Origin of the sequence: Mycobacterium sp. 852002-50816_SCH5313054-b (assembly GCF_001667185.1) — a bacterium.
In the GTDB taxonomy this organism is placed as follows: Bacteria; Actinomycetota; Actinomycetes; order Mycobacteriales; family Mycobacteriaceae; genus Mycobacterium.
Genome location: NZ_LZIC01000057.1, coordinates 1 through 12,085 on the forward strand (window position 1 = coordinate 1; position 12,085 = coordinate 12,085).

Genomic DNA, 12,085 nt, shown 5'->3' on the forward strand with positions numbered 1-12,085 from the left:
GTGTATAAGAGATCGGCCCCGGGGGCCCCGGCTCCCGCTCCCGCTCCGGGCCAGGCGCCCGCGGGCGACGTCACCCCCACCGCCGCCCCGACGCCGCAGCGGTCCTGATCGGGGGGACGCTCTTTCCCGGGTAGGCCCGGGCGCCCCACCATGGTCAATTGGGCACATGTTTCATAGGCGGAAATCGGGTACTCCCACAGCACGGCCCAGCGGTCCCGCTGGGCTTTGCCAGCGATTGCAAGGAGACCCGCATGGACGTCATCGCAGCAACCGAATTTCTCGCCCGGTCATCCACGCTGACCAGCGTCGGCTGGATCGGCTACATCATCATCGGCGGTCTGGCGGGCGCGCTCGCCAGCAGGATCATCAGGGGTAGCGGAGCCGGCATCCTGATGGACATCGTGATCGGCATCATCGGCGCGTTGATCGGCGGTTTCATCCTCAGCTTCTTCGTCAACACCGCCGGCGGCGGAATCATCTTCACCTTCTTCACCGCGCTCCTCGGTGCGGTGATCCTGCTGTGGGTCGTCGGCATGGTGCGGCACCGGACATAGCCGCGTAACCCGGCATGATGTAGTGATGGCCCCGGCGGCGACCACGACGATGCGCGCGTGGCGGGTGCGCCGCCCGGGGCCGATGGACACCGGCCCACTCGAGCACGTCACCGCCGAGGTGCCGCGGCCGGAACCGTCGGAGTTGCTGGTCGCGGTTCGCGCGTGCGGCGTGTGCCGAACCGACCTGCACGTCACCGAGGGCGACCTCCCGGTGCACCGCGAGGGAGTGACGCCCGGGCACGAGGTGGTGGGCGAGGTCGTCGAGGTCGGCGCCGAGGCGGGTGACGAGTTCAAACCGGGGGACCGGGTGGGTATCGCCTGGTTGCGCCACACCTGCGGCGTGTGCAAATACTGCCGCCGGGGCAACGAGAACCTGTGCCCGGAATCCCGGTACACCGGCTGGGACGCCGACGGCGGATACGCCGAATTCGCCACCGTCCCAGCCGCATTCGCGCACCACCTGCCGAGCGGCTACAGCGACAGCGAGTTGGCCCCGCTGCTGTGCGCCGGCATCATCGGATACCGCTCCCTGCTGCGCGCCGAGCTACCGCCGGGCGGGCGGCTGGGGCTCTACGGCTTCGGCGGCAGCGCGCACATCACCGCGCAGGTGGCGTTGGCGCAGGGCGCCGAGGTGCACGTGATGACCCGCGGCGCCGAGACGCGCACGCTGGCGCTGGAGCTCGGCGCGGCGTCGGCACAGGGCGCCGCCGATCCGCCACCGGTTGCGCTGGACGCCGCGATCCTCTTTGCGCCGGTCGGCGAGCTGGTACTGCCCGCGCTGGAGGCGCTGGACCGGGGCGGCACGCTGGCGATCGCGGGGATTCACCTCTCCGACATCCCGACCCTGAACTACCAGCGCCACCTGTTTCAGGAGCGCCAGGTCCGGTCGGTCACCTCGAACACGCGGGCCGATGCGCGGGCCTTCCTCGACTTCGCCGGGCAGCACCACATCGAGGTCACCACGCCGGAGTACCCGCTGGGAAGGGCCGACGAGGCGCTGACCGACCTCAGCGCCGGGCGCATCGCCGGCGCCGCAGTGTTGCTCGTGTAGCCGGGGCTCAGGTCGACAGGTGCCAGACCAGCGCCGCGGCCAGGGCGCCGAGCCCGTTGAGCGACCAGTGCAGCGCGATCGGCGCGATCAGGCTGCCGCTTCGCCGGCGCAGCCAGCTGAAGACGAACCCGGCGGCGCCGGTGGCCAGCACCGCCAACGTCACCCCGGCCAGCATCCCAGCGAACCCGCCGCCGAACAGCCGGGTGAACCCGACGTTGTTGCTGGTGAGCCCCAGCGACGTGGCGACGTGCCAGAGACCGAACAGCAGCGACCCGCCCAGCGCCACGCCCCGAAAACCCCAGGCGCGGTTCAGCGCGCCGTGCAGCACGCCGCGAAACGCGAGCTCTTCGGGGATCACGGTCTGCAGCGGGATGACGATCATCGAAGCGATCAGGGCGCCGGAGATCGTGGCGTAGTGGTTGTTCAGGAACATCGGCCGCGTCATCGGCAACAGGATCCCGACCGCGATCACCGTCGCCACGACGGCCACCGCGCCCAGCGCGTACCCCAGCCCGGACCTCCAGTGCGCGCGGCCCAGGCCGAGGTCGGCCCAGTCCAGACCCCGGGCGCGCATCAGCACCGCCAGGCCCACGGCGGCGGCCGGGACGGTGGCGATGCTGGCCCACGGCGTGGTGAAGTGCGCGATCAGGTTGGTCAGCACCAGCACGGCGACGACCACGACGATGTCGAGGTGCACGTGGAAGCGATGCAGCACCGACGGCTGGGCGGCAGCGATGGCGTCGGGCATCCGGCAAGCTTACCCGCGGTCAGCGTTCGCCCAGCTCAGTCGGCTCAGGAACCTCAGGCGCGCCAGCGACGGCATGCTGGCGGGCGCGGAAGGCCTGGACCTTGGCGCGGTTGCCGCAAGTGCTCATCCCGCACCAATGCCTGTTCCGCGCGCGCGACGCGTCGATGTAGAGGCGCGTGCAGCCGGCCGCGGAACACTCCTTCACCTTCTCGATGTCGGGTCCGGCATAGAGGTCGAGCGAGTCGGCGGCCAGCCTGGCAAGCAGCTGCGGCGCGGTGCCGTCGCGGCGCACAGATCCGTCCGGGTGCAACACCGGCGTGAGCTGGGGTTGGGACGCGTGCTCGTTCAGCAGGTCGATGTCGGCGGCGTGGGGCCGGCCACCCTCGAGGCGTGCGCAAACGACGCGGTAGATGGCTTCGCGCAGCGCGATCGCGGCCGCCAGTTCATCGGCGCTGACCTCGATCGCCGCGTCCACCAGCGCGGCCTCGACCGCCCAGTCGGACAACCGTTGCGGGTCGGTCAGCATTTCCTCGCGCGTCGAGGCCCGATATCGCAGCGTGCCCACGAAGTCCAGGCACAGCCGCCCGCCGACGAATTTGAACTTCATGTAACCATCTTGACAGGTTTCATCTCTTGAGACAAGATGTAACTATCCAGGACGGTTACGCAGTCAGACGGATTGGCTCGCACGCGAGGAGCAACCAATGGCGACAACGGTATGGACGTTGCTCTCGATATTTGTCATCGCCCCGTTGGGCGCGCTTGCCTTCGACAGGCCCCTCAACGGCAATTGGATCTGGCGCATCGACGCCGAGAAGCCGAGGGACTTCAGGTAAGCGTTGCGCGCGGATCACCCATTTCGTTCGGCCCAGGTCCAGCCCGAGATCGCCGGATCGTCCTCGCCGTGCTCGCGGGTGTACGCGCGGGCGGCGAGGCGGGCGTCGACCATGCGCTGGCGCAGCACCGCGGCCTGGCTGGCCAGCCCGTCCACCCGGTCGATGACGTCTATGACCAGGTGGAACCGGTCGAGGTCGTTGAGCATCACCATGTCGAACGGCGTCGTGGTGGTGCCGCGCTCCTTGAATCCGCGCACGTGGATGTGCGGGTGGTTGGTGCGCCGATAGGTGAGCCGGTGGATCAGCCACGGGTAGCCGTGGTAGGCGAAGATCACCGGCTTGTCCCGGGTGAACAGCGCGTCAAACTCCTTGTCCGGCAATCCATGTGGGTGCTCGGACTCCGGCTGCAGCCGCATCAGGTCGACGACGTTGACCACCCGCACGGCCAGCCCGGGCTGTTCGCGGCGCAGGATGTCGGCGGCGGCCAGGGCCTCCAGCGTGGGGATGTCGCCCGCGCAGGCCAGCACCACGTCGGGTTCGGCGGTCGCGGTGCTCGCCCACGGCCAGATGCCGAGCCCGCGCGCGCAGTGCGCGATGGCCTGGTCCATGTCGAGGTAGGCCAGCGCCGGCTGCTTGCCGGCGACGATGACGTTGACGTAATTGCGGCTGCGCAGGCAGTGGTCGGCCACCGACAGCAGCGTGTTGCCGTCCGGGGGCAGGTACACCCGCGTCAGCTCGGCCCGCTTGTTGGCGACCAGGTCGATGAAACCGGGATCCTGGTGCGACGCGCCGTTGTGGTCTTGGCGCCACACGTGGGAGGTCAGCAGGTAGTTCAGCGACGCGATCGGCCGCCGCCACGGCAGTTCCCGGCTGGTGGCGAGCCACTTCGCGTGCTGGTTGAGCATCGAGTCGACGATGTGGACGAACGCCTCGTAGCAGTTGAACAGGCCGTGCCGGCCGGTCAGCAGGTAGCCCTCCAGCCAGCCCTGGCACAGGTGCTCGGAGAGCACCTCCATCACCCGGCCGTCGGGTGCGAGGTGCTCGTCGTCGGGTTCGATCTCCGACATCCACACCTTGGCGGTCGACCCGTACACGGCGTCGAGCCGGTTGGAGGCGGTCTCGTCGGGACCCATCAGGCGGAACCGGTCGGGGTTGCGGGCGATCACGTCGCGCAGGAAGGTGCCCAGCACCCGGGTGGCCTCGTGCGTCTCCGCGGCCGGGCGCGACACCGTCACCGCGTAGTCGCGGAAGTCGGGCAGGTCGAGGTCGTGCAGCAGCAGCCCGCCGTTCGCGTGCGGGTTGGCGCTCATCCGGCGATCGCCGCGGGGCGCCAGGGCCCGCAACTCGGGGCGCAGCGCGCCGCCGGCGTCGAACAATTCCGCGGGCCGGTAGCTGCGCAGCCATTCCTCCAGCTGCGCGCGGTGGGTCGGGTTGTCGTGGGTTTCGGACAACGGCACCTGATGCGCGCGCCAGGTCCCCTCGACCTTCTTGCCGTCCACCACCTTCGGGCCGGTCCAGCCCTTGGGGGTGCGCAGCACGATCATCGGCCAGATGGGCCGCTCCGCCCGGGTGCCGCCGCGCGCGGCGCTCTGGATGGCCGCGATGTCGTCGAAGGCGTCGTCGAGCGCGGCGGCCAGCTGGCGGTGCACGTCGGCGGGGTCGTCGCCGGCGACCGTGATCGGCCGGTAGCCGTACCCGCGCAGCAGCGCTTCCAGCTCAGCGTGGGGGATGCGGGCCAGCACGGTTGGGTTGGCGATCTTGTAGCCGTTGAGCGCCAGGATCGGCAGCACCGCGCCGTCGGTGACCGGGTTGAGGAACTTGTTGGAGTGCCAGCTGGCGGCCAGCGGGCCCGTCTCGGCCTCGCCATCGCCGACCACGCAGGCCACCACCAGGTCCGGGTTGTCGAACGCCGCGCCGTAGGCGTGCACCAGCGCGTAGCCCAGCTCGCCGCCCTCGTGAATCGACCCGGGGGTCTGCGCCGCGACGTGGCTGGGGATGCCGCCCGGGAAAGAGAACTGCCGGAACAACTTTCGCAGCCCCTCGGCGTTCTCCTCGATCCCGGTGTACACCTCGCTGTAGGTGCCCTCGAGGTACGCGTTGGCGACCAGCCCGGGGCCGCCGTGACCGGGTCCGGTGACGTAGATGACGTTGGCGTCGCGGTTGCGGATGACCCGGTTCAGGTGGGCGTAGACGAGATTAAGCCCGGGCGTGGTGCCCCAGTGCCCCAATAGCCGGGGTTTGACATGTTCGGGCGACAGCGGTTCGGCCAGCAGTGGGTTGTCGAGGAGATAGATCTGCCCGACCGACAGGTAATTGGCGGCGCGCCAGTACGCATGGATGAGGGCGAGTTCGTCGTCGGCAAGGGAGACGGTTGTCGGGGTTGCGGCGGTGTCTGCGGTCACCCGGCCGATTGTCCGCGCCTGAAGTGAACGACGCCCGTCTACTCCTCGCCGCGGGCGCGCGCCTCGTAGGCGCGGCGCTTTTCCACGTCGACGTCGTCGGTGAAGACGTGGTCGCCGCCGAGGACGCGGTTGAGACCCTCGGCGAGCCGGCGCGGCCAGAATTTCTGCGACATCACCATCGCGCCCGCCGCCTTGGTGATCCGCACCCGCGGCTTCGGGCGGGCCACCAGCCTGACGATCGCGTCGGCGATCTCGGCCGGTTCGGCGTTGCGGAAACCCTTCATCCCGGGGGTGCCGGCGACGAGCTCGGTGTTGACGAACGTCGGCAACACCATCGAGAACTTCACGCCGGTCGAGTGGTACTCCAGCCGGGCCGAGTCGGTGAACCCGACCACCGCATGCTTGCTGGCGCAGTAGGTGGCCAGGCCGACGACGTTGAGCTCCCCGGCCAGCGACGCGACGTTGATGACGTGGCCGGCGCCGCGGGGGACCATGCGCTGCGCCGCCAGCTTGCTGCCCAGGATCACGCCGTAGACGTTGATGTCCAGGATCCGGCGGGTGACCGCGTCCGGCTCGTCGATGATGCGGCCGACCGGCATGATGCCGGCGTTGTTGATCAGCACGTCGATCGGGCCGAGCTGCCGCTCGACCTCGTCCAGGAACTCGGCGAACGAATGCGCGTCGGTGACGTCGAGCTTCCCGTAGACCTCCAGCCCGAGCGCGGCGCCCGATTCCTTCACCCGCACCTCGTCGATGTCGCCGATCGCCACCTTGGCGCCCAGGTTGTGCAGCGCGGTCGCGGTGGCCAGCCCGATGCCCCGCGCCCCGCCGGTGATCACGATGACCTTGTCGCGGACCTTCAGGCCGATCGACGCCGTGTCTGCCATGGCGGGGTCCTCCCAGAAAAGTTGACGGGTGTCAGGTTGGCGATGGGGTAAGCACAGCACTCGGCGCCGCGCCGCGCAAACGGCGCCGCGGACGCCGATACTGCAACGGTGACCGAGGTGCGGGCGGCCGTCCCGGCGGACGCCCATGAGGCGGCCCGGGTGCAGCTGCGGTCGTGGCGATCGGCCTACCGAGGCCTGATCGCCCAGGACTTTCTCGACGGGCTCTCACCGGAATTCTTTGCCGACCGGTACACGTTCGGTCGGGTGGGCCTGCGGATGCCGTCGACGTTGGTCGCGGTCGACGGGGCCGCGATCCTCGGCCTGGCGACCACCGGCCTGTGCCGCGACGGCGACTTCCCGAATTTCGGTGAGCTGATGGCGATGTATGTCGATCCCGCGCACGTGCGCCGCGGAGTCGGGCGCTCGCTGCTGGCCGCCGCCCGGCAGCGGCTGCGCGTGGTCGGCGTGGCGGGCGCGTTGTTGTGGGTGCTGGACGGCAACACCCCGGCCCGGCGGTTCTACGCACGCGACGGGTGGCGCTTCGACGGGACTCGCCGCACAACGACTTTCGGAGACTCGCCGGTGTGTCAGGTCCGCTACCGCTGCGCGCCCGTCTAACGCAGGCTGAGGACCACCACGCTGATGCCGCCGGCCAGCGCGCAGTAGACGGCGAACGGCGTCAGGGTCCGGGTCTGGAAGTAGCGGGTGAGGAACCGCACGGCCAGGTAGGCGGCGCCGAACGAGGCGACGCTGCCGGCCAGGACCTGTCCCTGGATGCCGGCCCCGACCGGCCCGAACAGGTCGGGGATCTTGTAGACACCCGCCGCCAGGATGATCGGCGTGGCCAGCAGGAAGGAGAAGCGGGCGGCGTCCTCGTGCGACAGGCCGCGCCACAGCCCGGCGACCATGGCGATGCCGGAGCGGCTGATGCCGGGCAGCAGGGCCAGGATCTGGGACGCCCCGATCAGCAGGCCGCGGCGCATCGGCAGTTGGGCCAGCCGGTTGTCGATGGCCTCACCGCTGTGCGGCTCGTTGCGCTCGTCCGTGCCGCTCACCGGCGACACGCGGCGGCGCAACACCTCGCCCGCATAGAGCGCAATGCCGTTGAGCAAGAGGAACGCCGCCGCCGGGATGGGCTTGCCCAGCGTGGTCCGGAACAGGTGCTCGAGGGCCACGCCGGCCAGCCCCACCGGGATGGTGGCGACCACGATGAGCCAGGCGAGCCGCTCGTCGGGCGTCTGGATCCGGCGATGCCGCACCGACGAGACGAAGCCGGCCACGATACGCAGCCAGTCCCGCCAGAAGAACACCAGCAAAGCGGCGGCGGTGGCGACGTGCAGACCGACGATGAACGCGAGGTAAGGCGATTCGGGGGTGGAGACGTTGAGGTCGCGGGCCCACTGGCCGCCCACCAGTGCCGGCACCAACACCGAGTGCCCCAGGCTGGAGACCGGGAACAGCTCGGTGACGCCCTGGAACGCGCCGACGATCACGGCCTCGACGTAGCTCAGGTGCGCACTCATGGGTGGGGTTGCCTCCATTGGAGAATCATCGACAAGAACTACCGAGCGTAGCCGGTCGCATTTCCCGCACGAACCGGCTTGGGCGGCTGGACATTTGGTGACCGGACAATCGATCGCGGCCGGCCGCTGACCAGGCAGGTACCGTGAGCGGATGGCCGACCCGCTGCTCGATGGCGTGCGCGTCCTCGACTTGTCGAGCGGCGACGCCGCCGCGGTGACGCGGCTGTTCGCCGACCTGGGCGCCGACGTGCTCAAGGTGGAACCTCCCGGCGGCAACCTGGGACGCGACGAATTGCCGACGCTGGCCGGCGCGAGCATCCCGTTCGCCGTGCACAACGCCAACAAGCGCAGCGCCATGCTGGACCCGCTCGAGGAGGACGACTGCTACCGGTTGCTCGGCCTCGCCGGCGAGGCCGACATCGTCGTGGACAGTGGCCTCGACGGGCTGGCCGCCGCGTTCGGCGCGCCGGGCCCGGACTTGGCCGCCCGCTACCCGCACCTGGTGGTGCTCTCGATCACCGACTTCGGCGCGACAGGCCCGCGGTCGTTGTGGCGCGCCACCGACGCGGTGCTGTACGCGATGTGCGGCTCGCTGTCGCGATCCGGTCCCGCCACCGGCACCCCGGTGTTGCCGCCCGACGGTATCGCGTCGTCCACCGCCGCCGTGCAGGCGGCGTGGGCCGCACTCGTCGCCTACTACAACCGATTACGTTGCGGCACCGGAGATTACATCGATTTCTCGCGGTTCGACGCCGTCGTGATGGCGCTCGACCCGGCGTTCGGCGCGCACGGGCAGGCCGCCGCCGGCGTCCGCGGCGCCGGGCGATGGCGGGGACGGCCGAAAAACCAGGACGCGTATCCGATCCTGCCGTGCCGGGACGGCTACGTCCGGTTGTGTGTCATGGCGCCGCGGCAGTGGCGCGGCCTGCGGCGCTGGCTGGGCGAGCCCGGAGACTTCCAAGACCCCAAGTACGACGCGATCGCCGCCCGCTTTGCGGCCTGGCCCGAGATCAGCATGCTGGTGCGGGCCCTGTTCGCCGAGCAGACGATGAAGGACCTGGTGGCCGCCGGACAGGCGCACGGGGTGCCGATCGCCGAGGTGCTGCCGCCGTCGTGGGTGCTGGGTTCCGAACATTTCCAGGCCGTGGGCGCGATCACGGAGGCCGAACTCGTCCCCGGGGTGCGCACCCGCGTCCCCACCGGTTATTTCGTCGTCGACGGCCAGCGCTCGGGCTTTCGCGCGCCGGCGCCGACCGCGGGTGCGGACGACCCGTATTGGCGCGGCAATCCGGTGGTGGTGCCGGCCCCGTTGGGCAGGGTCGGCGAGCAGCCGCTGGCGGGGCTGCGGATTCTCGACCTCGGCATCATCGTCGCCGGCGGCGAGCTGGGCCGGCTGTTCGGCGACCTGGGCGCCGAGGTCATCAAGGTCGAAAGCGCCGATTACCCGGACGGACTGCGGCAGGCCCGCGCCGGTGACGCCATGAGCGAGTCGTTCGCGTGGACCCACCGCAATCAGCTCGGGCTCGGTCTGGACCTGCGCAGCGAGGCGGGCAAGGACGTGTTCGGCCGGCTGGTCGCGGAGGCCGATGCGGTATTCGCCAATTTCAAGCCGGGAACCCTTACCGCCCTTGGGTTTCCGTACGACACGCTGCGCCGGCTCAACCCGCGGATCGTGCTCGCCGGCAGTAGCGCCTTCGGCGACACCGGCCCGTGGAGCACCCGGCTGGGCTACGGGCCGCTGGTGCGCGCCGCCACCGGCGTCACCCGGCTGTGGACGTCCGACGATCCCGACGCGGGCGCCGACGGCGCGCGGCACTCCTTTTACGACGCGACGACGATCTTCCCGGATCATGTGGTCGGGCGGGTGACCGCGATCGCGGCGCTGGCCGCGCTGATCCACCGCGACCGGACCGGCCACGGAGCCCACGTCCACATCTCGCAGGCCGAGGTCGTGCTCAATCAGCTCGACACGCTCTACGTCGCCGAGGCCGCGCGGGCCGCGGGCATCGGCCCGCTCCGCGACGACACCACCCTGCACGCGGTGTGCCCGTGCGCGGGCGACGACGAATGGTGCGTCATCTCGATCGGTTCGGACGACGAATGGCGCTGCGTGGCAGATTTTTTCGATCACCCACATTGGGCGGACGACCCGCGCTTCGCCACCGGCGAGTCGCGCCTGGCCAACCGCCGCGAGCTGGTGGAGCTGGTGTCCGCCCTGACCCGCACCCGCACCCCGGTGCGCGTGGCCGAACTGCTGCAATCGTCCGGGATACCGGCCGGGCCGATGAACCGCCCGCCCGACATCCTGGAGGACCCGCAGCTGGTCAAGCGAAACCTGTTCAGCGACATGGCTCATCCGCTCATCGAGCGGCCGCTGCCGGCGGAAACGGGTCCGGCGCCGTTTCAGCACATTCCGGCCGCCCCGCAACGCCCGGCGCCACTGCCCGGTCAGGACACCCGGGAGATCTGCCGAGACGTGCTCCGCATGCGCGCCGATGAGACCGAGCGGCTGATCGACGAGGGCGTGCTGTTCACGAGCGGCTAGTGCCCGGCATCGGCCAAACCCTAGTCACGCTAAATTCGTCGCATGACCGTCGCTCCCCGGACACCGGTGTTGATCGGCTACGGCCAGGTCAATCACCGGGGTGACATCGACCCCGCGACGCGGTCGGTCGAGCCGGTCGACCTGATGGCCGCCGCGGCCCGCGAGGCCGCCGACTCGGCGGTGCTCGAGGCCGTCGACTCCATCCGCGTGGTGAACGTGCTGTCGGCGCACTACCGCGATCCCGGGCTGCTGCTCGGCCAGCGGATCGGTGCCAACGACTTCACCACCCTGTACAGCCCCGTGGGCGGCAACGTGCCGCAGTCGCTGGTCAACCAGGCCTGCCTGGACATCCAGCGGGGCCGGGCCGGCGTCGTGCTGCTGGCCGGCGCCGAGACCTGGCGCACCCGCAGGGGGCTGAGGGCCAAGGGCGGCAAGCTCGAGTGGACCGTGCAGGACGAGTCCGTTCCGTCGGCCCCGGTCAGCGGCGACGACGTCCCGATGGCCGGCGACGCGGAGATCCGGATCGGGCTCGACCGGCCGGCCTACGTCTACCCGCTGTTCGAACAGGCGCTTCGGATCGCCAACGGCGAGTCGATCGAGGACCACCTCGACCGCATCGGCGAGCTGTGGGCGCGGTTCAACGCCGTCGCGGTCGGCAACCCGCACGCGTGGATCCGCAAACCGGTGACCGCCGACGAAATCCGGCGGCCCGGGCCGCAGAACCGGATGATCAGCTGGCCGTACACCAAGCTGATGAACTCCAACAACATGGTCGACCAGGGCGCCGCGCTGATCTTGACGTCGGTCGAGCAGGCGAAGCGCCTGCAGATCCCCTCCGAGCGGTGGGTTTTCCCGCACGCGGGCACCGACGCCCACGACACCCCGGCCATCGCCGAGCGCGACGAACTGCACCGCTCGGCGGCGATCCGGATCGCCGGCGCGCGGGCGCTCGAGCTGGCCGGCCTGGGCACCGATGACGTCGACTACGTCGACCTGTACTCCTGCTTTCCCTCCGCCGTTCAGGTCGCCGCCGCCGAGCTCGGACTGAGCGTCGACGACCCCGCCCGCCCGCTCACCGTGACCGGCGGCCTGACGTTCGCCGGCGGCCCGTGGAGCAACTACGTGATGCATTCGATCGCCACCGTGGCCGAGTTGCTGGTGGCCAATCCCGGACGCCGGGCCCTGATCACGGCCAACGGCGGCTACCTGACCAAACACAGCTTCGGCGTCTACGGCACCGAGCCGCCCGCCGAATTCCGTTGGGAGGACGCCCAACCGGCGGTCGACCGCGAGCCCACCCGCGACGGCCTGGTGGAGTGGGAGGGCATCGGGTCCGTCGAAGCGTGGACGACACCGTTCGACCGTGACGGAAACCCCGAGAAGGCCTTCGTCTCGGTGCGCACGCCCGACGGATCACGCACCCTGGCCGTCATCGCCGACCCCGCGGCCGCGGAAGCGACCATGCGCGAAGATATCGGTGGCGCCAAAGTTGCCGTCAGCCCGGACGGCGCCGCGACGCTGCGGTAGCCGGCCGAGTAC

11 protein-coding genes are annotated in these 12,085 nt (G+C 70.4%); 6 read left to right on the forward strand and 5 right to left on the reverse strand.

Annotated elements, in window-relative coordinates:
- Positions 1-251 precede the first annotated feature (251 nt).
- Positions 252-554, forward strand: coding sequence for a GlsB/YeaQ/YmgE family stress response membrane protein (locus A5787_RS11950; protein ID WP_066966490.1), 303 nt, complete (start codon positions 252-254; stop codon positions 552-554).
- 22 nt (positions 555-576) lie between these two features.
- On the forward strand, positions 577-1,605 hold the full coding sequence (locus A5787_RS11955; protein WP_066966493.1) for a zinc-binding alcohol dehydrogenase family protein: 1,029 nt from the start codon (positions 577-579) through the stop codon (positions 1,603-1,605).
- Positions 1,606-1,612: 7 nt separating this feature from the next.
- On the opposite strand, the gene A5787_RS11960 is transcribed toward A5787_RS11955, so the two are convergent.
- Both A5787_RS11960 and A5787_RS11965 read right to left on the reverse strand, forming a co-directional pair.
- Entirely contained in the window at positions 1,613-2,353 is a 741-nt protein-coding gene (locus A5787_RS11960) for a CPBP family intramembrane glutamic endopeptidase (RefSeq protein ID WP_066966496.1), read from the reverse strand.
- A 19-nt stretch (positions 2,354-2,372) separates the two neighbouring features.
- Positions 2,373-2,960, reverse strand: a complete 588-nt coding sequence (locus A5787_RS11965; protein ID WP_066966499.1) for an ABATE domain-containing protein — start codon at positions 2,958-2,960, stop codon at positions 2,373-2,375.
- Positions 2,961-3,057: 97 nt separating this feature from the next.
- Here A5787_RS11965 and A5787_RS28485 point away from each other — a divergent pair, with 97 nt between their 5' ends.
- Positions 3,058-3,189 (forward strand): hypothetical protein, encoded by a 132-nt coding sequence (locus A5787_RS28485; RefSeq protein ID WP_255361720.1) that lies wholly within the window; start codon positions 3,058-3,060, stop codon positions 3,187-3,189.
- A 14-nt stretch (positions 3,190-3,203) separates the two neighbouring features.
- Here the strand turns inward: A5787_RS28485 and A5787_RS11970 are convergent, their stop codons facing one another.
- Both A5787_RS11970 and A5787_RS11975 read right to left on the reverse strand, forming a co-directional pair.
- Positions 3,204-5,591: a phosphoketolase gene (locus tag A5787_RS11970; RefSeq protein ID WP_066966502.1), complete on the reverse strand. Its 2,388-nt coding sequence runs from the start codon at positions 5,589-5,591 to the stop codon at positions 3,204-3,206.
- Positions 5,592-5,629: 38 nt separating this feature from the next.
- Positions 5,630-6,478 carry an SDR family oxidoreductase gene (locus tag A5787_RS11975; protein ID WP_066966505.1) on the reverse strand — a complete coding sequence of 283 codons (849 nt, stop codon included), beginning with the start codon at positions 6,476-6,478 and terminating at the stop codon, positions 5,630-5,632.
- 108 nt (positions 6,479-6,586) lie between these two features.
- On the opposite strand from A5787_RS11975, the gene A5787_RS11980 reads away from it, so the two are divergent.
- Complete coding sequence (locus A5787_RS11980; RefSeq protein WP_066966508.1) at positions 6,587-7,096, forward strand: GNAT family N-acetyltransferase; 510 nt, start codon at positions 6,587-6,589, stop codon at positions 7,094-7,096.
- On the opposite strand, the gene A5787_RS11985 is transcribed toward A5787_RS11980, so the two are convergent.
- A complete protein-coding gene (locus A5787_RS11985; protein ID WP_066966511.1) occupies positions 7,093-8,001 on the reverse strand; it encodes an undecaprenyl-diphosphate phosphatase in 909 nt (302 codons plus the stop codon). The genes A5787_RS11980 and A5787_RS11985 overlap by 4 nt on opposite strands.
- 151 nt (positions 8,002-8,152) lie before the next feature.
- Here A5787_RS11985 and A5787_RS11990 point away from each other — a divergent pair, with 151 nt between their 5' ends.
- Together A5787_RS11990 and A5787_RS11995 are read left to right on the forward strand one after the other, a co-directional pair.
- A complete protein-coding gene (locus tag A5787_RS11990; RefSeq protein WP_066966515.1) occupies positions 8,153-10,546 on the forward strand; it encodes a CoA transferase in 2,394 nt (797 codons plus the stop codon).
- 42 nt (positions 10,547-10,588) lie between these two features.
- On the forward strand, positions 10,589-12,073 hold the full coding sequence (locus tag A5787_RS11995; RefSeq protein ID WP_066966518.1) for an acetyl-CoA acetyltransferase: 1,485 nt from the start codon (positions 10,589-10,591) through the stop codon (positions 12,071-12,073).
- Positions 12,074-12,085 lie beyond the last annotated feature (12 nt).